The 21,972-nt window shown below is 50.2% G+C and carries 21 protein-coding genes and 1 other RNA gene; 12 read left to right on the top strand and 10 right to left on the bottom strand.

Annotated features, from left to right (window positions below; translation table 11 throughout):
* The first annotated feature begins 23 nt into the window (after positions 1–23).
* Positions 24–1,799, top strand: coding sequence for a DNA mismatch repair endonuclease MutL (gene mutL, locus IPP66_02345; protein ID MBK9924107.1), 1,776 nt, complete (start codon positions 24–26; stop codon positions 1,797–1,799).
* Positions 1,789–2,430, top strand: a complete 642-nt coding sequence (locus IPP66_02340; protein MBK9924106.1) for a GGDEF domain-containing protein — start codon at positions 1,789–1,791, stop codon at positions 2,428–2,430. The genes mutL and IPP66_02340 overlap by 11 nt, the downstream gene beginning before the upstream one ends.
* 50 nt (positions 2,431–2,480) lie before the next feature.
* Here the strand turns inward: IPP66_02340 and dnaK are convergent, their stop codons facing one another.
* The 5 genes from dnaK to ssrA all read right to left on the bottom strand — a co-directional run bounded on the left by dnaK (position 2,481) and on the right by ssrA (position 8,005).
* The gene (gene dnaK / locus IPP66_02335) at positions 2,481–4,373 is read right to left on the bottom strand and encodes a molecular chaperone DnaK (GenBank protein ID MBK9924105.1); all 1,893 of its coding nucleotides are present in this window, start codon (positions 4,371–4,373) and stop codon (positions 2,481–2,483) included.
* 214 nt (positions 4,374–4,587) lie between these two features.
* Positions 4,588–5,091: a hypothetical protein gene (locus IPP66_02330; protein MBK9924104.1), complete on the bottom strand. Its 504-nt coding sequence runs from the start codon at positions 5,089–5,091 to the stop codon at positions 4,588–4,590.
* Positions 5,055–6,737 carry a TIR domain-containing protein gene (locus tag IPP66_02325; protein ID MBK9924103.1) on the bottom strand — a complete coding sequence of 561 codons (1,683 nt, stop codon included), beginning with the start codon at positions 6,735–6,737 and terminating at the stop codon, positions 5,055–5,057. The genes IPP66_02330 and IPP66_02325 overlap by 37 nt, the downstream gene beginning before the upstream one ends.
* 93 nt (positions 6,738–6,830) lie before the next feature.
* On the bottom strand, positions 6,831–7,574 hold the full coding sequence (locus IPP66_02320; protein MBK9924102.1) for a hypothetical protein: 744 nt from the start codon (positions 7,572–7,574) through the stop codon (positions 6,831–6,833).
* A gap of 43 nt (positions 7,575–7,617) precedes the next feature.
* Positions 7,618–8,005, bottom strand: a transfer-messenger RNA (tmRNA) gene (gene ssrA, locus IPP66_02315).
* Between the two features lie 146 nt (positions 8,006–8,151).
* Here ssrA and IPP66_02310 point away from each other — a divergent pair.
* From IPP66_02310 to IPP66_02300, 3 genes are read left to right on the top strand one after another with little or no spacing between them, the layout of a single operon-like run.
* Entirely contained in the window at positions 8,152–9,318 is a 1,167-nt protein-coding gene (locus IPP66_02310; GenBank protein MBK9924101.1) for a response regulator, read from the top strand.
* The gene (locus IPP66_02305) at positions 9,315–10,091 is read left to right on the top strand and encodes an NAD-dependent deacylase (protein ID MBK9924100.1); all 777 of its coding nucleotides are present in this window, start codon (positions 9,315–9,317) and stop codon (positions 10,089–10,091) included. The genes IPP66_02310 and IPP66_02305 overlap by 4 nt, the downstream gene beginning before the upstream one ends.
* The gene (locus IPP66_02300) at positions 10,084–11,295 is read left to right on the top strand and encodes a GAF domain-containing protein (protein MBK9924099.1); all 1,212 of its coding nucleotides are present in this window, start codon (positions 10,084–10,086) and stop codon (positions 11,293–11,295) included. The genes IPP66_02305 and IPP66_02300 overlap by 8 nt, the downstream gene beginning before the upstream one ends.
* Before the next feature lie 11 nt (positions 11,296–11,306).
* Here the strand turns inward: IPP66_02300 and IPP66_02295 are convergent, their stop codons facing one another.
* The 5 genes from IPP66_02295 to IPP66_02275 are packed head-to-tail and all read right to left on the bottom strand — an operon-like array spanning position 11,307 to position 14,815.
* On the bottom strand, positions 11,307–12,254 hold the full coding sequence (locus tag IPP66_02295; protein ID MBK9924098.1) for an alcohol dehydrogenase catalytic domain-containing protein: 948 nt from the start codon (positions 12,252–12,254) through the stop codon (positions 11,307–11,309).
* A gap of 53 nt (positions 12,255–12,307) precedes the next feature.
* Positions 12,308–13,051 (bottom strand): hypothetical protein, encoded by a 744-nt coding sequence (locus IPP66_02290; GenBank protein MBK9924097.1) that lies wholly within the window; start codon positions 13,049–13,051, stop codon positions 12,308–12,310.
* Between the two features lie 17 nt (positions 13,052–13,068).
* Positions 13,069–13,968 (bottom strand): FAD:protein FMN transferase, encoded by a 900-nt coding sequence (locus IPP66_02285; GenBank protein ID MBK9924096.1) that lies wholly within the window; start codon positions 13,966–13,968, stop codon positions 13,069–13,071.
* 40 nt (positions 13,969–14,008) lie between these two features.
* Positions 14,009–14,335 carry a hypothetical protein gene (locus IPP66_02280; GenBank protein ID MBK9924095.1) on the bottom strand — a complete coding sequence of 109 codons (327 nt, stop codon included), beginning with the start codon at positions 14,333–14,335 and terminating at the stop codon, positions 14,009–14,011.
* Between the two features lie 9 nt (positions 14,336–14,344).
* The gene (locus tag IPP66_02275) at positions 14,345–14,815 is read right to left on the bottom strand and encodes a hypothetical protein (protein ID MBK9924094.1); all 471 of its coding nucleotides are present in this window, start codon (positions 14,813–14,815) and stop codon (positions 14,345–14,347) included.
* 135 nt (positions 14,816–14,950) lie between these two features.
* Between IPP66_02275 and IPP66_02270 the strand changes: the two genes are divergently transcribed.
* From IPP66_02270 to ruvA, 7 genes are all read left to right on the top strand, one after another.
* Positions 14,951–16,291, top strand: coding sequence for a C39 family peptidase (locus IPP66_02270; GenBank protein ID MBK9924093.1), 1,341 nt, complete (start codon positions 14,951–14,953; stop codon positions 16,289–16,291).
* 99 nt (positions 16,292–16,390) lie between these two features.
* Entirely contained in the window at positions 16,391–17,608 is a 1,218-nt protein-coding gene (locus tag IPP66_02265) for an exonuclease SbcCD subunit D (protein MBK9924092.1), read from the top strand.
* Between the two features lie 70 nt (positions 17,609–17,678).
* A complete protein-coding gene (locus IPP66_02260) occupies positions 17,679–18,986 on the top strand; it encodes an MFS transporter (protein MBK9924091.1) in 1,308 nt (435 codons plus the stop codon).
* 135 nt (positions 18,987–19,121) lie between these two features.
* Positions 19,122–19,958: a DegV family protein gene (locus IPP66_02255; protein ID MBK9924090.1), complete on the top strand. Its 837-nt coding sequence runs from the start codon at positions 19,122–19,124 to the stop codon at positions 19,956–19,958.
* 61 nt (positions 19,959–20,019) lie between these two features.
* On the top strand, positions 20,020–20,775 hold the full coding sequence (locus tag IPP66_02250) for a YebC/PmpR family DNA-binding transcriptional regulator (GenBank protein ID MBK9924089.1): 756 nt from the start codon (positions 20,020–20,022) through the stop codon (positions 20,773–20,775).
* A 50-nt stretch (positions 20,776–20,825) separates the two neighbouring features.
* On the top strand, positions 20,826–21,308 hold the full coding sequence (gene ruvC / locus IPP66_02245; protein MBK9924088.1) for a crossover junction endodeoxyribonuclease RuvC: 483 nt from the start codon (positions 20,826–20,828) through the stop codon (positions 21,306–21,308).
* A 57-nt stretch (positions 21,309–21,365) separates the two neighbouring features.
* Positions 21,366–21,941 (top strand): Holliday junction branch migration protein RuvA, encoded by a 576-nt coding sequence (gene ruvA / locus IPP66_02240; protein ID MBK9924087.1) that lies wholly within the window; start codon positions 21,366–21,368, stop codon positions 21,939–21,941.
* Positions 21,942–21,972: the final 31 nt, after the last annotated feature.

The raw sequence follows: 21,972 nt of genomic DNA, 5'->3' as shown, positions 1-21,972 counted from the left end.
GCAAGGACGGGTATAATCGCCGCATGCCTATTCGTTTACTTGCCCCTGAAGTTGCATCACAGATTGCCGCAGGTGAAGTGATCGAGCGCCCTGCCTCGGTCGTGAAAGAGTTGCTCGAAAATTCTTTGGACGCAGGCGCGAAGATGATCACGATCACAGTGGAAGATGCGGGCAAGAAATTGATCGAAGTGGCGGATGATGGATCGGGCATCCCGTCTGTGGAACTTGAACTGGCCGCCACGCGTCATGCGACCTCGAAGCTGGTTCGCTCCGATGATCTTTTTTCCATCTCAACGCTTGGCTTTCGCGGCGAAGCGCTGGCATCAATAGGCTCTGTCTCGCGGATGACGATCACCTCGCGCGTGCAAAAAGAAAAAGAAGGCGCACGCATCAAAGTAGAGGGCGGACATGCGGGGACGCCGACTAAAGTCGGCACTACGGTGGGGACAACCGTTCGAGTGGAAGATTTATTTTATAACGTACCTGCCCGCTTGAAATTTTTAAAGACCGATGTGACCGAAAGACGCACAATCGATTCTTTAGTAACACGTTATGCATTGGCATACCCTGATAAACGATTCAAATTATCTGAAGGCAAGAACACCACTCTGCAAACTTCGGGCGACGGCGACCGTCGTGCCATCCTTGCCGCGCTCTACGGTGTGGATGTTGCCAAACAAATGCTTGAAGTGATGGCCGAAGAAGATGGATATCGTTTAACTGGTTTTATCAGTCCCACTTCATTGACCCGGTCCAATCGAAAAGAGATTACGTTCTTCATCAACGGTCGTTGGGTACATGAGTTCTCGCTCAACACGGCTTTGTTGCAGGCGTATCACACCTTGCTGATGGTGGGACGTTACCCCTTAACTGCATTGTTCCTTGAAATTGATCCGCATGCCGTGGATGTAAATGTACATCCTGCCAAGGCTGAAGTGCGGTTCAGAGATTCGGATAAGGTCTTTAGTTTTGTACAGCGCTCTGTGCGTAAAGCGTTGCTTGCATATTCCCCTGTCCCGAACGTGGCACCAAGCCTGTGGGGTACGACGAGGACAGTGCCATCAGAAGAACCTAGACAATCTTCCATTGGGTTGGATTGGGCGATTGGGCATGATGAAGAAATCATTGACCGTAGACCACAGACCACAGACGATGGAAAATCGGCCGACGGTCAACCGTCCACGGTCAGTTCGGCACAACAGTCGTTTGAACGTATTCCCCTGATGAGACTCATCGGTCAGATCGGCGGGACGTATCTGGTGGCAGAAGGCCCCGACGGGTTGTATCTCATTGACCAACACGCCGCGCATGAACGCGTGTTGTTCGAGAAGTTGATGACGCAACACGAAATGATGAACATTCCGTCACAGGCGTTGTTGAACCCTGAAGTTGTGACGGTGCCTCCGCAATCCGCGAAGTTATTGCTTGAGCAATTATCTGTGTTAAATCATTTTGGCTTTGATGTGGAAGAATTCGGACCGAATACATTCCAGGTGCGGGCAATGCCGACCTTGTTCATGGGAAGTAACCCTGCGACTGCATTGCGCGCATTGGTTGAAGATTTTGAAGAGGATGAAACTCCGTGGCAGAACGAGATCGAGGCCAAACTTGCGGCGCGTGTCTGCAAACGAATGGCGGTCAAAGGCGGACAATCACTAACGACTGACGAACAACGCGCATTACTCACTGATCTTGAAGCCTGTGATTCTCCTCGCACTTGTCCGCATGGGCGGCCGACAATGATCCACTTATCGGTGGATCTGTTGGAACGTCAATTTGGGAGGCGTGGTGCCCGCTAATAATGAATTCAAGGATAAGTATCAAAAACTGCTGGCAGATTATCAAAGGTTGGAAGCAGAGTACGAGAAAGCACAGCGAGAGTTGAGAATCCGCGGTGTTGAGCTGAAGGCCGTCCTTGCACAAGCGGACGAGGTCTCTAACACCGACCCGCTGACCTTCTTGCCTAATCGCCGCAGGATCATTGTGGAATTACAGGAAGAGGTCATCCGCTCGGATCGTTATGGGACGCCACTTTCTGTTTCCATTTTAGATATTGACCACTTCAAAAAGATCAACGATACCTACGGTCATACTACAGGTGATGAAGCACTTCGAAGTGTGGCCGCAAAACTGCGCGATCACATTCGTCAACCAGATACGATTGGACGTTACGGGGGAGAGGAATTTTTGATCGTATTGCCGAATAGCAGAGCCAAGGCCGCCGCGGAACAGGCATCTCGTTTATGTAGAGAAGTCCGTGAGATGCAGATCGAAGCGAATAACAATGTGCTGTCTGTGACGATCAGCATCGGTGTTGCTCAATTCAATGTGGGTCAGGAAAATTGGGAAAGTTTCCTCCGCCGTGCAGACGAAGCGTTATACAAGGCGAAAGATAACGGCAGAGATCAGTGGGTAGTGGCAGAAGAATAATTCTTACCAATAAAAAACAGGCGACCATTTGGTCGCCTGTTTTGCTTTACTTACTCTCTCACTTCACCATCGATCACGTCACCATTGTTTGAAGGCGGCGGTGTGGATGGGCCGCCCTGTGCTTCGGGCTGAGGTTGTCCTTGTGCGTAGAGCTGTTGGCTCAACGCATGGAAGGCTTGTTGCAAAGACTCAGACGATTTCTGAATGCGGCTGATGTCTTCGCTTTGTGTAGCGGATTTTACATCGTTGATCTTGGTTTCGATCTCACCACGTTCCGCAGATGGGACCTTGTCACCAAGGTCGCGTAAAGCCTTCTCAGTTTGATAGACCAGACTATCTGCTGTATTCTTCGCATCGATCAATTCGCGGCGTTTCTTATCTTCCGCTTCATGGGCTTTGGATTCTTGCACCATGCGGTCAATGTCGTTCTTGCTCAGGTTCGTGGACGCGGTGATGGTCACCTTCTGTTCCTTGCCTGTTGCTTTGTCTTTCGCAGTCACATGCAGGATGCCGTTGGCATCGATGTCGAATGTCACTTCCACTTGCGGGATGCCGCGTGGCGCCGGTGGGATGCCATCGAGACGGAAACGTCCAAGCGACATATTGTCACCGGCCATCGGACGTTCACCTTGTAGAACGTGGATGTCTACCGCAGTTTGATTGTCCGCGGCCGTGGAATACACTTCTGTCTTGCGGACGGGGATGGTCGTGTTGCGTTCGATCATCTTGGTCATGACACTACCCATCGTCTCAACGCCCAATGAGAGCGGGGTCACGTCGAGCAACAGAATGTCCTTGACTTCGCCGCCCAACACGCCACCTTGAATAGCGGCGCCGATCGCTACAACTTCATCGGGGTTTACGCCTTTGTTCGGTTCCTTGCCGCCGGTCAACTTGCGGACCAGATCCTGCACCATCGGCATACGCGATGAACCGCCGACCAACACAACTTCGTTGAGTTTGCTTGAGTCCATACCTGCATCTTTTAGTGCGGCCTCAAATGGCTTACGGCAACGCTCGAGCAGGTCTTCGGTCATTTGCTCAAATTTGGAGCGGGTCAGTTTCAACTGTAAGTGTTTCGGCCCGCTGGCATCGGCAGTGATGTATGGCAGATTGATCTCGGTTTCCATTACGGTCGAGAGCTCGATCTTGGCTTTCTCTGCCGCTTCACGCAAACGTTGTAGCGCGGGACGGTCATTGCGCAGGTCAATGCCCTGATCTTTCTTGAATTCATCTGCGGCCCAATTGACGATCTTCTGATCCCAGTCATCGCCGCCAAGGTGTGTATCACCATTGGTGGATTTCACTTCGATCACGCCTTCACCGACTTCCAGAACGGAGACATCAAACGTACCACCGCCCAAGTCGAAGACAAGGATCGTTTCATCTTTCTTCTTATCGAGACCGTATGCCAACGCAGATGCAGTCGGTTCGTTGATGATACGCATCACTTCGAGACCTGCGATCTTGCCAGCGTCCTTTGTGGCTTGTCTCTGGCTGTCGTTGAAGTATGCAGGGACAGTGATAACTGCCTGTGTAACAGCCTGGCCCAGATACGCTTCGGCGTCCGCCTTCAACTTGCCCAACACCATCGCGCTGATCTCTTGCGGTGAATATTCGCGGTTTGTGATCGGCACTTTCACGCGCACATCGTTGGATGGTCCTGGTACAACGTTATAAGAAACCATCTTGCGCTCGGCATCCGTCTCTTCAAAGTGACGCCCGATGAAGCGCTTGATGGAGTAAATTGTGTTTTCTGAGTTGACAACGGCCTGTCGCTTCGCTGTCTGACCGACGAGTCGTTCCCCGTTCTTATTGAACGCTACTACCGAAGGGCAGAGTCTGCCACCCTCTGCAGTTGAGATAACAGTCGGTGTGCCGCCTTCCATAACAGAGACGACAGAGTTGGTCGTGCCTAAGTCAATACCAATGATTTTGCCCATAGGGTGCTCCTTGCATTTTGTCATTGCGCCTGTTGGAAATTGCTTTAGGTTGATACCCTCGCAATGACGAGATGATAATTTTCAATGGGTATATATTACCTGCCCAATGCAAGAAAACTGTTAACAGGATATAGAAATTCGATTGGATTAACCTGCCGGAGTGATCGAATCAAAAAAACAGGCTGGCAATTTGTATAGCCAGTCACTGGTAAGTTTACTTGGGTGGTGGAACCAATTGCTTACAAGGAGATAGTCCAAGCTTTGCCGAAGAGAGATAGTTTTTCAGGTCATTATCTTGCACAAATTCCTCGTCTTCAGTTACCCCACTAGAATTTCCCGTTTTACTGCGCACTTCTGCACGCAAGAGGTGAAGCACAGTAAATGATGGATCGATTTTCAGACCTTGTGTATAGGCGCTCTCTGCATTTTGGTAATCACCCAGGTTGCAATAACTCAGACCTTTCAGTAAATGCATCTCTGCATAAGTTGGCATGGCAGTAAGAACAGCATCTGCGTTCCCAATTGCATACAAAAATTGTCTCTTGGAAAGTTGTTCCATTGTTGACATGGATGCCCCTAACAGCGTTGCTTTTTCTTCGCCATACATTGTGGTCATCAGATTCTTGATGAAATCAGATTGTTTGGATTGACTAATATGCTGCATTAAGGCGGGTATGTCATTTACACGCCCTGTCGCAGTGCGATCAATGTTGCCCACATGTAAGGCCATTCTGCATCGGGTTCCAGTTCAATAGATTTTTTGATATCCTGCCGCGCTAGTTCATATATTTGGGTGGATTTTTCAATATTCCCCAAAGCCAGTTCATATTGCCCTGCCAGCATGTATAAATAACCTCGTTGATTGTAGGGAAGCCAATCGTTGGGTTTTACTTCGATTATGTTTGAATAGGCTTCTATGCCTTTTTGGGGGTCATTCAGTATCAAACTTTCTGCCCCCTTGATATGGTAGGGCATGATCCAACCTTTAGGAGCCCGTAGCAACGCGAAATCCAGATCTAGATTGCTTTGGAGAAAATCACCTGTTTCCTGACACAACAACGCGCGGAACATGTAAAGCAAGGGATTATTTGCATCCAATTTGATTGCCTGTTCGGTCTCCGCTATCGCATATTCCTTTTCCGAGAGGAACGCTTGTGATGCCTTGTGAACGTGTGCAGCGACCGTATTCCCGGTCATTTCCGGGCTGACTGCATCCAATAAATCAAATGCCATGAACAACCGAATCGTCTCTACGAAGTTGTTCTCAGAACTGTGCAAAAAAGAGAGAATGGTCAAAACCGGGTAAGCCAGGGTCTCCTCGTGCTCGTCTATCATTTTTACCCGAACCGTGACTGTACGGTCGAGTATTTCGCGGTCAATGAGCAGATCGGGACGGGATGCCAATGATCCCAATTGCACAGTTATTCTTGCTGCATCGTTGTCGTAATCACCCCAGATCAAAATGACTGCCTGGGTTTGCTCGGCAATTTGCGATGCTTCTTCCTTGGATTTAATGACATCCTTGTATTCCCGAATACGGATATTCTGGATATTTGCCATAGGAAGTTCAACTTCAAAGCGCTGACCCAGATCGTTTATTATTGTACGGGTTATATCTCTATTTTCAGAGCCAGTCTGTTCAATTTGTGCAACTACCACTAGTATCTCACCATCCCCAACATGCTCAACCAGCGAGGCGGGAGTTGCTGTCTCTACGATTTCAAGAGTGTTTTTAGCCTGTGCTGTCGCCGTGAACAAAAGTGGTTCAATCGCGGTTGCTTTATCTGTTATAGCGGGAATGGCTGTAAGTACATTTTTAAAGCCCGGAAACAAAACCAATCCTGCAAAGAGTAACAAAATAGCAACTAGCACCGGCCAAAGAGCATGCGAGATTGGTCGAGGTTTCGAATGTTTCAATTGGCGGACAAGCACTTCCATGTCATGTGGAAAATCAGGGTCTGTCCGTACTTTTACAGCGTTTCGATAAGCCAATTCTTTCAGGTTTGCTGGCAATTCCTCCGCTGTGGGCATGCTGGCATTATCTACTAAAACTGGGACAACAAGAGTTTTTGGATTCTTTAATGCCGATTCAACCTCAATGCGAACAAAATCGTTTGGTTCGTCTAATCGGCGATTGCCTGATGAATCAGTGATATTTACCCAATGGGGGCCGATGATGGCGAGGAAGATGTCACATTTGCCAACTTCTTTGCTTAATACAGACCGGAAATCACTCCCGGCGGGAATGTTGTATACATCGCGAAAAACGTTACTTACCCCAAAACTAGCTTTTAATTGATCGTGGATCCTTCCAGTAAAAGTGCCACTATCCTGCCGTCTGTAAGATATAAAAATACGTGTCATATACCCTCCCGATGCATTTGCGCTATCTCAGTCTATGCCGGATATTTTACTCTTATGTTTGTGTTCAATCAATCTTATGCTAAGCAATGAAGTCTATGGCTCGCTGACGGTCACGTAATTGAACACAGCGATGACGGGTGTGTTCTCAAATGATGATGCGGTGAGGCCTACTTTGCCTTCGGTGAGTTCGTAACGGGATACATCCACGTTGCGGACGAGTGTTCCGCTGATGTACAGTTGAATGGCTGTATCGGTACAGGTCATGCCGATCTGTTGAACATCGCCGCTTTGTTTGATCTCATTGGATGTGCCATCTACGATGGGTAGATAATCGGCGATGCCGGTATCCAGCCATCGGCCATACAGGGCGTGGTATGTTCCGTCTGTCGAGACGTTGTATTCCAGCCATCCCTTTTTGTCGCTGTAACGGCAGACCAAGCCAATAGACGCCGGACTGCTTGCGCTGTTGATGAATTCTGTTTCCACATGTACGTTGCCATAATCTTGGGCGCCATATAACGCATAGGCCCATGTGTACGGAGAGTCCATTTGGAGGCGGAGGGTGGTATCTTTTGTTTCAACATTGGGTACAGCGTTATTGCCCGCCTGTAAGATAACCCAGCCCGTGAGGGATGAGTCAAATTGTGTGGTGAAGAAACGTGGGAGTGGTGTTGCGGTTGGCTCGAGGGTGGGAGTCGGTTCGGGGGTGTTTGTAGCAGGTATGGGCGTAGGAGGAAGAAGCGTGGCCGTTGGGGTAAAAGTAGGCTCAGGTGTAGGAGTAGCTGTTTGGCAGGCAGAGATCAGGAGGAGAAGTCCAATGAGAAGATGTTTTTTCATATCGATTCCTATTAGCAAAACGTACTGCCTTGTGGCAGTACGTTAGTGGAGATGCCGGGAATTGAACCCGGGTCCGAAAGATTCGACCCTCGGAAATCTACGAGCGTAGTCGGTCGAGGTTAGTCGTCGCAGAGGTCTCGTCCGACAAGAACTCTCTGCGATCAGCCGCTAGTCTTTCGCGCACGTAGCGGCGTGATGCGCGGCACTCCACCTTTGTCTCGCCCGATCCGTCACCCGGTGGAGAGCGGTGCCGGCGGACGCGGCCTCATCTATGGAGGCCGACTGTTATGTTCTCGTCACACTAGGCGGCGAGGGGCATAGCAGCGTATGAAGTGCGATTGGCACTTGATTGTTTGCGCTGAGTTTACGAGTTCGGCGCCTCTCGGCTCGCATTCCGGAACCAGCCTCTCCCGTCGAAGCCTGTCATCCCCAGGCTTGGGAGGCACCCCAAATATGGGTGTGTCCCTTTTTGCGATTTCATTATAGCATCATAATAGCGTGTTGCAATGCACTTTATCTTGCCCTTGGGACGGCTTTATGCTAGACTGTTGAAAGACTTTTACAAGGAATACCTAATATGGCTGATAAGATCCTCATTGTAGACGACGACCTTGATACCCTTCGTTTGGTGGGCCTGATGCTTCAACGTCAGGGCTATCAGATCAGTGCGGCTACCAACGGCCAGCAGGGGTTGGATAAGGCGTTCGAAGAAGACCCGGACCTGATCCTACTCGATGTAATGATGCCCGATATGGACGGCTACGAAGTAACGCGTCGCCTGCGCCAGAATCCCGCTACTTCTGAAACACCGATCATGATGTTTACCGCCAAATCACAGCTTGATGATAAAGTGATTGGCTTTGAAGTGGGCGTAAACGATTATCTGACCAAACCGACACATCCCTCTGAATTACAGGCACGTGTAAAGACATTGTTGGCTCGCGCCGGTGATAAGAAAGAAAAGGCCGCGGCCACGCCTGTGGCCAATCAGGGATATGTGATTGCAGTGTTGAGCGCCCGTGGTGGTTTGGGGACCACTGCCATGGCGGCGAACCTGGCGGCCGGTCTGCTCAACAAGACTCGCAGTGAAGTGATCGTGGCTGAGATGCTTCCCGGCCAGGGCGCTTTGGCACTGGAGTTGGGTCTTACGCCTACCAAGGGGTTGGTCGATTTATTGAGCCTTTCAAAGGCCAGTGAATTGACAATTGACCGTACGCGTGAAGCACTGACGCATCATCCCTCAGGATTAAAGGTCTTGGTTTCCTCCGACCGTCCGCGGGATATGCATTTAGTCAGCCAGATCTCAAATTACGAAATGTTGGTTTCCAGACTTGCTGGGCTTGCCCGCTTTACAATTCTGGATCTTGGTATGGGCATTCAACCCTTCGCTACAAAGATCCTTCCGTTGTGCAATGAAGTGTTGATTATGCTTGAAGGTGTTCCAAATACGATCATCCATACAAAGGCGTTGATCGAAGATATTGTTTTATTGGGGGTCAATAAGCGGAATGTCAATGTGGTGTTGAACAATCGTGTCCGTTCGGATACGCAACTTCCTTCCAGCCAGGTGCAAAGCAAACTCGATCATGAGATCGTGGGCACGTTGACCCCTGCGCCGGAACTTTTTGTGCAAGCCGCACGTATGCAAACCCCTGCGATCCTGTGTCAGCCCGAAAGCCTGACGGCGCGCCAGATCGGCAAGCTTGTTGATTTTGTATCGGAGCGCGAAGCATTGCCTCGATGACCTCCTCGTCTGAAGCAAGACAGAATGCGCTTGAAGATGCGGCAGAGTTGTTCCGCAGATCCAAGCGTATGGTCGTGTTGACCGGGGCAGGTATTTCCACTCCATCAGGCATACCAGACTTCCGTTCAGAAGGGACAGGCTTGTGGTCCCGTGATGAACCGATGGAGGTGGCTTCCCTCAGTACGTTCCGCACACATCCCGAAAGATTTTTTCTCTGGTTCCGCCCATTGGCGGGACGGATCTTTAATGCACAACCCAACGCCGCACATTTTGCCTTCTCTGAATTAGAGAAGGCTGGTTTTCCTCAAACCATTGTTACGCAGAACATAGACTTCCTGCATCAGAAGGCAGGGTCGAAACATGTGATCGAGATGCACGGTACATTGAAAACAAGTTCATGCACGAGTTGTTATAAACGATTTGAGTCACAAATTTGTATTCAACCCTTTATCGATCATGGGACCATACCGGTATGCCCGAATTGCAATGGAATTTTGAAACCGGATGTGATATTGTTTGGGGAACAATTGCCGCAAACCGCATGGTTCGAAGCACAAAGTGCGGCGCGTCAATGTGACCTTATGGTTGTTGCTGGTTCATCATTGGAGGTTTTGCCTGTGGCTGGCCTGCCCATGCAGGCTGTTGACCGTGGCGCACACCTGATCGTTATCAATAACTCGCCCACGTATATTAATGTAAGAGCTGATGTCGTCATTATGGACGATGTCGCCACCATATTACCTGAATTAGTGAAGAGAGCGTTACATGGCTGAAGTAAAAACCCAAACCCTTGATGGTTATCTGCGCTTGATCGAGATTGCCCGCGATCTTGCATCTACCCTCGACCTCGACACCCTCTTGAATGATATCGTGCACGCCTCGGCGGATATTACGCATGCAGAGGCCGCTTCTATTCTCCTCTATGACGACACTGCGCGTCAACTCTACTTTCAGGTTGCCACGAACATCGACGAACCTACCATGCGCGGACTCATTGTCCCGCTCGAAAAGAGCATTGCAGGCTGGATCGTCACCAACCGCCAATCCGTCCGCATTGACGATGCGCACAAAGACACGCGTTTCTTCAGCGATGTGGAACAGAGCATTGGATATGCCACCAAGTCATTGTTGGGCATTCCGCTTATTACAAAGAACAAAGTGGTGGGTGTGTTGGAAGTGGTCAACAAAAAGCGTGGACGTTTCACCGACCCCGACGAGTCCATGCTCACGGTGTTAGGCGCGCAAGCCGCAGTTGCCATCGAGAATGCTCGCTTGTTCCAACAATCAGACTTGATCGCTGAGTTTGTGCATGAACTTCGCACGCCATTGGCATCGCTCAGCACGGCCACCTATCTGTTGCTCCGCCCCGAAATGTCTCGTGAGCAACGCGACCAAATCGTCAACAATATTCATAATGAGACCTTGCGCTTGAATTCGTTGGCATCATCATTCCTTGATCTGGCCCGTCTCGAATCAGGACGCGTGCAGTTCCGCAAGACACGTTTCAGCTCAGCGGACCTGATCTATGAAACCCGCGATGTGATGATGTCGAAAGCACAAGAGATGAGCGTTCAAGTCCGCGTGGATGTTCCCTCTGATATGCCGTTGATGGAAGCCGACCGTGACAAGGTCAAGCAGGTATTGCTCAACTTGTTGAGCAACGCTGTCAAATATAACCGCCCGAACGGTTCGGTGATCATCGCTGGTAATTTTACAGATGATGAGATCTCGATTGGTATTCAGGATACCGGTTTGGGAATTCCAGAAGATTCTCTTCCTCACCTTTTCCAAAAGTTCTATCGTGTGCGCGAACACGAAGGCAAAGCCTCTGGTACCGGGCTGGGACTTTCCATCTGCAAACAGATCGTTCAAGGCCATAACGGACGTATCGAAGTGAAAAGCAAAATGGGTGTGGGCACTTCCTTTACCATCTTCTTCCCACGTGCCCCGCGCACTTTACCCAAAGCGAACGTTTAATCCCGTAGTTCTTACGGTTGCACTAACACCTTGAGCACGCCGGTTTCTGCCGCGTGCTCAAATGCTTTTAATGCATCTCCCAGTGAAAATTCTGAATCGATCAAAACAGTTGGATCCACTTGTTTGGATTCCATCAACCGCAATGCTGGGGCAAATGGACCACAACGTGACCCGACGATGTTGATCTCGTCCACGACGATGGATGAAAAATTGACGTTCATCTCGCCTTTATACGTGGACTTTAAAACCAGCGTTCCGCGCGGACGAATGGCCTGCCTCGCTAAAGAAAAGCCACTCGGTGACCCGGTCGCTTCCACCACGATATCCCATCTCCAGCGCTGTATCTCTTCCTCAGAAATGATTCGGATCCCGCGAGCTTTCAATAAATCTTGTTGATACTTATGCCGTGCAACTACGTGCAAACCACAGCCAGTCAATGCCAATGTTTGGGCGATGAGTTGACCGAGCCGCCCTGCACCGACGAGTAAGACTCGATCTGTCGGTTTGACCTGTATCTGCTGTTGAATTTCCAGTGCGGCGGCGAGGGGTTCGGTGAACACAGCCATCTCGTCCGGCACAGAAGCGGGGACAATGTGCAGGTTCTCGAACGGAAGAGTTGTGTATTCGGCGAACGTCCCATCGCGATTGACGATTCCCAATACAGTGCGACTCTCACAGTGGGTGGGACGTCCATTCAAGCATTGTTCACATTGATTGCAGACCGCATTGATCTCTCCCACTACACGTTGACCGATCCACGAAGGATCATCTGCTTCGATGACATCGCCGACAAACTCATGTCCGAGAACGCCGGTGTAGGGATAATATCCTTTGACAAGTTCCAGGTCTGTACTGCAAACACCGGCCTTGCGGATCTTGATCAACGCTTCATTGGTTTTTCGTGGTTGTGGGATATCTCGCAAAGAAATTTGATTATTTTCAAGCCAGAGTGCATTCATATAATTGCCTCGCTGATGTATATTGATCGAGCGAGGCAATTGTAACATCCGCATTATTGCTGTGTTCGTTGTACTGGGATCGGCGCCTGCTTCAAGCGAGATGTCGCTTTTTCGAAGATACTGTTGACGATACGATGGATCAACAGGAATAAAAGACTGCCGCCTGAGATCCAGTAATACCATTGTGCCCAATTTGCAGAGCTATCGGTTCCGCCAAACAGGCCGTGGACGAGACCCATGATGTACATGGCAAAGCTCAGATAGTGGATGACGCGCCATGTCTTTTGACCGATCATTGAGCGGACGTAAAAACTCAAGGCGACAAACAACCAGATGTAAAAGCTGACTTGACCAAGTCCCACCCAGGTGGGGCGGTAGTCCACAGTTGAGAAGGGCGTGAAGACTTGTGCGACTGTGAAGTTGATGTAGTGATCGCCCAGCAAGATTAATCCATGAAATAACGCGAAGGCCAGCCCTAGCAAACTGACATATTCATGAATGGCAAATGCGGCGGGTGCACCCGGCCACAAGCGCGCCATTTTGTTCGTCATGCCAAGGCCGAGTGCCATCGAGATCCATAGGATGGTCAGTGACACGAATGCTGTGGCGCGTGAGAGATACCAATAGACCTTGGGGCTTTCACCAGCGAGCGAGCCCGCCATGTTGGGCATCCATATGGGCAGGATAATGGTCGCGCCTAGCAAGCCGACCGTCATGGCGAGCATGACTAGAAGAAAAAATTGGATATTGACAGATGATTCATACGTTTCGTTATCAACAGGTTGTTTTGGATTCATGTAGTTCTCCGTTCGACTTACTGTAAATACTGTTCCATGGTTTGGCTGTATAGCATTTCACCGTTATCGAGAATGAAGGCACCTGCATACGCAGGGTGTGCCTCGATCCATTCCAAGCCAGCGCGACTGCCAAGGATGAACGCGGCTTTCGCGGCGGCTTCGGCTTCCATTACGGTGGGCGCAATGACTGTGACGGTTAATAAATCCGTTTCAGCAGGCTGGCTGGTGGATGGGTCAATGATGTGATGTTGAAAGATGCTGTCGCGCAACCAGCGGCGGCGGTCTTTGCCTGATGTAGCGACACCACATGATTTGAGATGCAACACTTCGATATTCTCACCCGCGCGGAATGGATCGGCAATGCCGACCGGCCACGGACTCCCATCAGCACGTGGACCGCTGATGGCAATGTCGCCGCCTGCATCGATCAATGTTGGACCCTTCGACTCGCTCAGGGCAACGCCTTCGGCTTGCAGCCGTTGCATGGCTTGATGCGCCGCCCATCCCTTTGCCACGCCACCGAAGTCGAGTCCCATGCCGAATGGCAGGGTGATCGTCCGCGTGGATTCATCGAAGGCAATCGCTTTCAGCGGAGGAGAAATTGTCAACGCTGAAGCAATTGTCGGTGAAGAGAGATGCGGCAATATATCAAATGGACGGTCATACCCTGCCTCGATGATCGCATCTAGCAAGGTTGGCGTGACGAGTCCATCCGTCAACTCTTCGGCTTTGCGCGCGGATTGGAACACATCCCACAGTGTTTTGCTCACACGGACAGGTTGCTCGTGAATTTGATTCAGCCGTGTGAGTTCGCTATCGTAGCGAAAGCGGCTGAGAGATTGCTCCCATTCTTCAAACCAGTTGGGCACATGCGAAAGCGTTGGGGGCGCGGACTCGCCATCCACGACCGCCAACATTTCACAGCCCATGGCACGAAATTCAAGTCGATGTAACATGTTAGGAAGTCTTTGTTTGTGTAACCGTCCCGCCACCGCCACCGTTGTTGTTATTATTTTTCTTGGGGCTTTGTTGTTGCTGTGTGATGACAACATTTCTCGGCGCGGTTTGTGTGAAGATGATCTTGGCCTGAGGTATGGTGCTTGGCCCGACTGCCATGGGCGGTTCGGTGGGTGGCGGCGTGATGGTGGGGAGCACGGCCTGTGCGTTGACCGTGTTAGCGGGCTGGGCGAACAGATTCCATAAGCCGAGCGTTACGGCAATAGCGCCAGTTGCGATGGCCACTTGCACATCGTTCCAGTTACGAGTATTGGGTTTGGAAGGCATCGTTATCCCTTAATCGTCATCATCGTGATCTTCGTGCTCGGTATGGTCTTCGCCGCCACCGCCTCCGCCACCACCCCCACCGTTGTTATTGTTTTGCGGGGCTGATACCACATTGACGATGATGGGCGCGATCTGAACAGAAAGAACCTGGCCATCCATGCCAATGTAAACTACATCTTTATTTGTGAATGTGATCAGATAAGCTGGCACATTGTTGAAGGTGGATGTTTCTGCACTGTAGAGATTGTCGTGCCCTACAACCTGAACGGCCAATTGCGCGGCTTCTTCCGGTGTAATGATCGTCGGTACCTGTGTGGGAACATCTGTTGGTACTGCCACGTTAACAACTGCAGGTGGTTGAGCTACAGCTTCTGCAGCCTGCGTCATTGTGTTGTTCTGATAGGCCTTGACCACCCCAAACAAAACGACCAGAGCAAACGTTGTAAGAACAGAAGAAATGAAAATAGTGCTTTTTCGCATAAGAACTCCTTTTGTATGTCTTTTGGGAAATGTCGTTGATGGGCTGGATAAGTTACTGCCTGTTTTATGAGCGTTTGCTGAGAATCCGCACCATGTTTTGTTTACATCGCATTGTGCAGAAAGTATAATTTTCCTATGCAAAAATACTTTAACCGTAAGTGGCTAATTCCCATTGTTGTGCTATTGGGCATTGGCGTCTTTTTTCTTCCCCCTGTGTATTCACGCGTTATGCCGCGCATCGATAGTTTGCGGTCGAGCATCAAATATTGGATCAAGCCTCCCGACGAGGCTGTCTTTCAACCTTCGGGCGTATCTCCCACCGAAACAGTTGTCAGTGGGACATCTCCGACTCAAACGCCTTTGCCTACGCTCACGAAGACTCCAACTCCCAAAGCCGGTCCTACGCTGATGCCAACGGTCACATCTACGCCTTTGCCTGCTTCGGTTATGCTGACAGGTTTCAAATACGTTGACCAACGCAATCGCTGGAATTATTGCGGCCCTGCCAACTTGAGTATGGCGCTCAGTTATCTCGACTGGAAAGGCGATCGCGATGTGATCGCCAAAGCCATCAAACCCGGTATCCCAGACCCCAAACTGGACTTCATCCAACAGGGACGAAGCGATGTCAATGTGATGCCGTATGAGTTGGTGGATTTCGTCAATGACGAAACCGAATTCCGTGCATTGTCGCGGCTGGGTGGCAATATTGATCTGGCGAAGAATCTTCTTGCGGCTGGCTTCCCTTTCATTGCCGAAAAAGGTTATTACGAAAAAGACTACGCCGGTAAAGTAGCCTGGCTCGGACATTATCAATTTGTCACTGGGTATGATGATGAGCGCGGCGAAGTGGTCGTGCAAGATACGTGGAACGACGGTCCCAACTTCCACATCAAATATGAAGAGTTCATGGCACCAGAAGCATGGCTCTCTTTCAATAATATTTTCATCGTAGTCTATGCCCCCGAACGGGAAGCAGAACTCTTGCAAGTTCTCGGCCCCTATGCCGATTCGACCTGGGCCTCGCAAACTGCGCTCAAGGTTGCCAATGAGCGGATCAAGAACACCAGCGGCATTGACCAGTTCTTCGCATGGTTCGCCAAAGGGACAAGCCATGTGGACCTATTTGAATACGTGGATGCGGCCACAGCCTATGATCAGGCCTTTGCCATTTACAACTCTCTTGGCAAGGATGATGTCCAACGCCCGTACCGTATGATGTGGTACCAGACAGGCCCCTATAAAGCATATTTCTATTCCACCCGCTATCAAGATGTGATCAACCTCGCGAATGTCACATTAACAGAGACCATCGCCAAGCCAACTCTTGAGGAAAGTCTCTATTGGCGCGGGCGTGCCTACTACATGATCGGCGATACCAAGTCTGCGATAGACGACTTCCGCGAAACGCTCCGCCTCCATCCCAATTGGCCGTCTGGGTTACAGGCGTTGCAAGATTTGGGAGTTCAACCGTAGAGATTGTTTGTAGGTCACGCATATTGCTTATAAGGTGCTTTGCCACGAATTCGTCACGCTGAAAGCGTGACCTACCATCTGTGACGTATAATCGGGGATATGAAACTCCTCCACTTCGCTGACGCCCATATTGACATGGCCAACTACGGCCGCCACGATCCCGAAACTGGATTGCCTCTACGCGTCCTTGATTTTCTCAAGTCGTTGGATACGATTGTCGATGCGGCGATTGCTGAAAAAGTGGACATGGTCATCTTTGCAGGTGACGCTTACAAAGACCGCTCTCCTGCACCGACATTCCAACGCGAGTGGGGCAAGCGCATTATGAAACTCTCGCAGGCAAAGATACCAACTTTGCTTTTGGTTGGTAATCATGATATGTCGCCAGCTACGCGGCGTGCGCATGCGATCCAGGAGTTCAAGACACTACAAGTCCCATTTGTGCAGGTGTTGGATGAACCGTCTTTTTTGAAGCCCGAACAATTATGGGGATTGCCCGTCCAAGTGATTGCCATCCCGTGGATCACGCGCTCAGGTTTAATGGCCGCAACAGGAGAGACTAACTCCACTGAAGCGTTTGCGCATATTGAAGAGAATATCGGCGAGTTGATCGAAGGCTGGTTGGAAGAAGCGGACCTGTCATTGCCGGTGATTCTTACCGCGCATGCGTCCATTGAAGGCGCGAAGTATGGCGGCGAGCGACTCGTGATGCTGGGCAATGACCTCGTGCTTTCAGGAAGTTTGGTGAAGAACCCGAAGTTCAGCTACGTAGCAATGGGACACATCCACAAGCCACAGGATGTGAATAAGGATCAACAACCGCCCGTCATTTATCCCGGCTCCATCGAACGTGTGGACTTTGGCGAAGCGAATGAAGACCGCTTCTATGTCATGGCTCATGTGGAAAAAGGCCTGGATACAAAAGTTGAGTGGAGAAAGCTCACAGAGACGCGTCCGTTCATTGAGCGCAGAGCAGTTCTAACGTCCGGCGAGAACGTGACCGCGATCTTGAAAAATGCGTTGCCCAAAGATATGTCCGAAGCGATTGTCAAGCTCGTGGTGGAATATCCAAGAGAATTGGATACTTTGATCGATGAATCTGCGTTGCGCAAACATGCTGAGAAGGCATTTGAGTTTCATCTGGTTAAACGTCCGCAGATCGAATCGCGTGTTCGTATTCCCGAGGGGCAGGTGGTCAGTAGTATGAGTCCGCTTGAATTATTGGGACAGTATTTTGACTCGGCAAAGATCGAAGATGCCGATGCCTTGCAAAAACTCGCGCAGGAAATTATTTCGGAAGAAACAATTGATGGATAATTAGCACGTGACACGCAATGCTCTTTGTCGTAAACTCGTAGTACATACCCTGTAACACCGAGGCTGACCCATGGAAAAAAAGCGCGTATCGTCCCCTACATTTATTGTTGTCGTGTTTTTCTTTTTCGTCCTTTTACATCAGACCGATAAACTGCTGATCGGTTCACTGCAGATCCCTGTTAGTGAAACATTTGGATTGAACGATTTGCAGTGGGGTTTTATCAATACCGGTGCGTTGATCGTAGGGACGATCTTCTATCCGATCTGGGGGTATCTGTATGATCGTTATGCGCGCGCTAAATTGTTGGGACTTGCTTCGTTTATCTGGGGCGCAACAACGTGGTTGAGTTCAATTGTTACATCCTATCCCGCTTTCTTGGTGACCCGTTCCTCCACCGGCATCGATGACTCGTCTTACCCTGGCCTGTACAGTTTGGTGGCTGATTATTTTGGCCCCAAAATGCGAGGGAAGATTTATGGTGTTTTGCAATTGGCACAGCCGATTGGCTATTTGCTCGGCATGATCCTTGCCTTGATGGTCGCGCCCAACCTGGACGGTAAACTGTTCCATTTGGAAGGTTGGCGCACGATCTTCATTGGGACAGGTGTGTTGGGACTCGTGATGGCGGCGCTGATCTACTTTGGCGTAAAGGATGTGCCGCGCGGTCAATCGGAACCGGAATTCGAGAACATGGAAGAGATGGGACAATTCCGCTTCAATTGGGATGCACTGAAGGATGTGCTGAAAAAGAAGACCATGTGGTTCGTTTTCTTGCAGGGATTTGCGGGAGTCTTTCCGTGGAATGTGATTACGTTCTTCTTCTTCGGTTATCTCATGACCGAACGTGGCTATGACAACAACTCTGTTCTGCTCACAATGGGACCGGTTGTGTTGATCCTCGCAGGCGGATACTTCGTCGGTGGTGCGCTCGGCGACTGGCTCTTCAAACGCACGCTCAAAGGTCGCATCATCATTTCCAGTGTGGGCGTGATCCTTGGCGCGATCTTTCTTTTCTTCGCCATGCAAACGCCGATTGAAGATAAAACCACTTTCTTCATTCTGATGAGTCTCACTGCGTTGTTCATGCCATTCTCCTCGCCCAATGTTACTTCCACAGTTTTTGATATCAGCCTGCCTGAGGTCCGCAGTTCGGCACAGGCGGTGGAATACTTTATTGAAAATAGCGGTGCGGCATTGGCTCCGACCCTGGCAGGTGCGATTGCCTTTTCAACGGGCAGTAAACAATTTGCGATTACGGTGGTTTGTATTTCGGCCTGGATCTTGTGTTTCTTCCTTTATCTCGGTGCGTTATATTTTGTAGATGGAGATATCAAGTCATTGCGGACCCAATTAGCGGAACGCGCAAAAGCAATGTGATTTTTTGAAGGGGCAGGTTTCAGACCTGCCCCTTCTTGATTTAGATAAACTTCTGTGATTTGTAATAAAAAATTGAGTTCTTTTGACAATTTGTCTCCGGCCTAATGGGGAATACAATAAAGTCTGGAGACTACCATGACCATCATTGTCGCTGATACAACCTGCGGATTACCGCATGAAGTGCTTGAAAAACGTGGGATTCCTTTGATTCCGCAAATTGTAGTGTTTGGGGAAGAAGCCTATCATGATGACAAGGATTTTGATACGGCTGTGTTTTTGCAGAAGTTGAAAGCATCAGTAGCCCTTCCTAAAACATCTGCCCCTGAGCCGTCTTTATATTTTCCGATTTTTGAAGATGCAAAGAAGAAAGGTGAAAGCATCGTCGTTGTTGCACCGACGGGTAAAGCGAGCGGGACGGTCCGTTCGGCGCAGACAGCTGCGCAGGAATTCCCGGGGTTGGATGTCCGTGTGGTGGATACGTTGACGATCTCGTGCAATCTCGCTTCGTTGGTGTTGGTGGCAGATGACATGGCGAAGGCGGGCGGATCTGCAGATGAGATCGTTGCCAAACTCAACGATATGATCCCGCGCGGACGGCTCTACTTCCTTGTGAATACTCTCGAATATCTAGCCAAGGGCGGTCGCATTGGCGGGGCGAAGAGATTGTTGGCAGAGTTATTGGAGATCAAGCCGATCCTTCAGATCAAGGATGGACAGGTCGAGTCCTTTGAACAACAACGGACAAAGAAACGGGCGTTGGCACGTCTCGTGGAAGTGGCGACAGAACAATGCAAAGGTGGAGATGATGCTCATTTGTGTGTGCTTCAGGTTGAAGCGGAGAAAGAAGCGCAGATTTTGGTCCAGGAATTAAAATCCAAAGTGCCCGTATCCGAGATCCCAATTTATCGGTTGCCTCCTGCGATCGTTGTCCATTCCGGCCCTGGGGCGCTGGGGGTGGGCTTTTTCCTGTAATGGTATAATTTTTCTCCAAGTAAATTTTCCACAATAGTGGTTGTAAACGTAAGGAGTTCCAATGTCTGGACATTCAAAATGGTCTACCATCAAACGCAAAAAAGGCGTGGCTGATGCCAAACGCGGCGCGATCTTTACACGCCTGGCGCGTGAGATCGTCATTGCGGCGCGTGAGGGCGGCAGTGATATCGATTCTAATTTCCGCTTGCGCCTCGCAGTGGATAAAGCCCGGGCTGAGAACATGCCCAAGGATAATATCGAGCGTGCCATCAAACGCGGTGCCGGTGAGGATAAAGACGGTGTGGTGTTCGAGTCGATCACATACGAAGGGTATGTGGCGCATGGCGTGGCTGTGATGGTTGAAGCTGTCACCGATAACCGCAATCGCACCGTGTCGGACCTTCGTCACGCTCTTTCGAAGGCGGGCGGTAGCATGGCCGAGCCCGGCGCAGTGGGTTGGCAGTTCGAACGCATCGCATATTTCTCGTTCCCTTCCACGGCGATGAATTTCGATAAAGCTTTCGAGCTTGGCATCGAAGCCGGTGCGAACGATGTGCTCGAAGAGAACGGCAACATTGAAATATTAGCTCCAGTGGAATCGTTCAAGTTGGTGGCCGATGCGTTGCACAAGGCCAGCGTCAAACCTGATGAAGCCGGTCTGCGCATGATGCCCAAACAGGAAATGGAACTCAGCGCCGAAGATACGATGCAAGTTCTCAAAGGCCTCGAGACCATCGAAGACCTCGATGATGTGCAGAACGTGTACTCGAACCTCAAGGTTTCGGATGAAGCCTTAGCCGCACTCGAAACTGCTTAATAACGATCACATGTAGGGACGACCAACTGGTCGTCCCTACAATTATTTAAATGACCCTCGCATTAGGAATTGACCCCGGCACCGCCACAACAGGATACGGACTCGTGCGCCTCGCGCGTAACGGGGATCTGGTCGCTGTTTCCTATGGAGTGATCTCCACCCCCAAAGAGGACACCGCTTCTGCACGTCTCGAAATGATCTACGATCAGTTGTGTGACCTGATCGAGGAATACAAACCCGATACCGCCGCCGTTGAAAAATTATTCTTTGCTCGTAATGTCACCACCGGTATTGCGGTGGGACAGGCACGCGGTGTAGTTTTACTGGCATTACAAAAAGCGGGGGTCGAAGCATTTGAATACGCCCCCAAAGAAGTGAAGAACGCCGTCGCTGGTTATGGCGGCGCGGATAAACGCCAGGTGCAGGAAATGGTGCGCGCCTTGCTCCAACTCGACTCCATCCCCAAGCCCGATGATGCCGCCGATGCATTAGCCATCGCGATTACACATTTGAATACAAAGAGATACGAATAAGTAGGGGCGCAGCATTGCTGCGCCCCTACAGTATTTATTTACGGTAAAATCAAAACCATGATAGCAACATTACGCGGTGAAGTTTCACAGATCGAAGAGAACGCCCTCATCCTTGAAGTTGGTGGAGTGGGACTGCGAGTCTTTGTCCCTGCGCCAATGCGGACCAAGCTCAAGGCTGGTGAAGCGGCGTTTTTATATACCCATCTCGTTGTCCGCGAGGATGCGTTGACGTTGTACGGCTTTGAATCACAAGCTGACCGGGAACTCTTCCTCACCTTGCTTGGTGTGGATGGTGTCGGCCCGAAAGTTGCATTATCGGTCTTATCCACAATGACATTGGATGCCGTGCAACGCGCTGTCTTTGCCGACGAAGGCGACTTGTTGAGCCGTGTTCCTGGTGTGGGGAAGAAGACCGCGCAAAAGATGGCGCTTCATCTCAAAGACAAACTCAAGCCGACGGATGCACTTGGAAAGATTGCAACACTATCCGATAAGGATGGCGAAGTCCTTGCGGCATTGACGTCACTGGGCTATTCGGTGGTCGAGGCACAAGCCGCGATCCAGTCCATTGCGAAAGATGCGCCCGATGATGTGGAAGATCGTTTGCGGCTGGCGTTACAGTATTTTCAATAAGAAGTATTTTGTTGTTGCGAAGAGGCTATCA

It is taken from the genome of Candidatus Defluviilinea proxima, assembly GCA_016721115.1.
GTDB classification, from domain to species: Bacteria; Chloroflexota; Anaerolineae; order Anaerolineales; family Villigracilaceae; genus Defluviilinea; species Defluviilinea proxima.
The sequence above is the reverse complement of the archived record's forward strand: the minus strand, read 5'-3'. Positions and strand labels throughout refer to the sequence as shown.

Excerpts from the sequence above, each read along its gene's own strand:
- IPP66_02305 (MBK9924100.1), top strand. The coding sequence starts at position 9,315 with ATGACCTCCTCGTCTGAAGCAAGACAGAATGCGCTTGAAGATGCGGCA.
- IPP66_02295 (MBK9924098.1), bottom strand. The coding sequence starts at position 12,254 with ATGAATGCACTCTGGCTTGAAAATAATCAAATTTCTTTGCGAGATATC.
- IPP66_02300 (MBK9924099.1), top strand. The coding sequence starts at position 10,084 with ATGGCTGAAGTAAAAACCCAAACCCTTGATGGTTATCTGCGCTTGATC.
- IPP66_02310 (MBK9924101.1), top strand. The coding sequence starts at position 8,152 with ATGGCTGATAAGATCCTCATTGTAGACGACGACCTTGATACCCTTCGT.
- mutL (MBK9924107.1), top strand. The coding sequence starts at position 24 with ATGCCTATTCGTTTACTTGCCCCTGAAGTTGCATCACAGATTGCCGCA.
- IPP66_02260 (MBK9924091.1), top strand. The coding sequence starts at position 17,679 with ATGGAAAAAAAGCGCGTATCGTCCCCTACATTTATTGTTGTCGTGTTT.
- ruvC (MBK9924088.1), top strand. The coding sequence starts at position 20,826 with ATGACCCTCGCATTAGGAATTGACCCCGGCACCGCCACAACAGGATAC.
- dnaK (MBK9924105.1), bottom strand. The coding sequence starts at position 4,373 with ATGGGCAAAATCATTGGTATTGACTTAGGCACGACCAACTCTGTCGTC.
- IPP66_02255 (MBK9924090.1), top strand. The coding sequence starts at position 19,122 with ATGACCATCATTGTCGCTGATACAACCTGCGGATTACCGCATGAAGTG.
- ruvA (MBK9924087.1), top strand. The coding sequence starts at position 21,366 with ATGATAGCAACATTACGCGGTGAAGTTTCACAGATCGAAGAGAACGCC.
- IPP66_02290 (MBK9924097.1), bottom strand. The coding sequence starts at position 13,051 with ATGAATCCAAAACAACCTGTTGATAACGAAACGTATGAATCATCTGTC.
- IPP66_02275 (MBK9924094.1), bottom strand. The coding sequence starts at position 14,815 with ATGCGAAAAAGCACTATTTTCATTTCTTCTGTTCTTACAACGTTTGCT.
- IPP66_02320 (MBK9924102.1), bottom strand. The coding sequence starts at position 7,574 with ATGAAAAAACATCTTCTCATTGGACTTCTCCTCCTGATCTCTGCCTGC.
- IPP66_02325 (MBK9924103.1), bottom strand. The coding sequence starts at position 6,737 with ATGACACGTATTTTTATATCTTACAGACGGCAGGATAGTGGCACTTTT.
- IPP66_02280 (MBK9924095.1), bottom strand. The coding sequence starts at position 14,335 with ATGCCTTCCAAACCCAATACTCGTAACTGGAACGATGTGCAAGTGGCC.
- IPP66_02250 (MBK9924089.1), top strand. The coding sequence starts at position 20,020 with ATGTCTGGACATTCAAAATGGTCTACCATCAAACGCAAAAAAGGCGTG.
- IPP66_02270 (MBK9924093.1), top strand. The coding sequence starts at position 14,951 with ATGCAAAAATACTTTAACCGTAAGTGGCTAATTCCCATTGTTGTGCTA.
- IPP66_02285 (MBK9924096.1), bottom strand. The coding sequence starts at position 13,968 with ATGTTGGCGGTCGTGGATGGCGAGTCCGCGCCCCCAACGCTTTCGCAT.
- IPP66_02265 (MBK9924092.1), top strand. The coding sequence starts at position 16,391 with ATGAAACTCCTCCACTTCGCTGACGCCCATATTGACATGGCCAACTAC.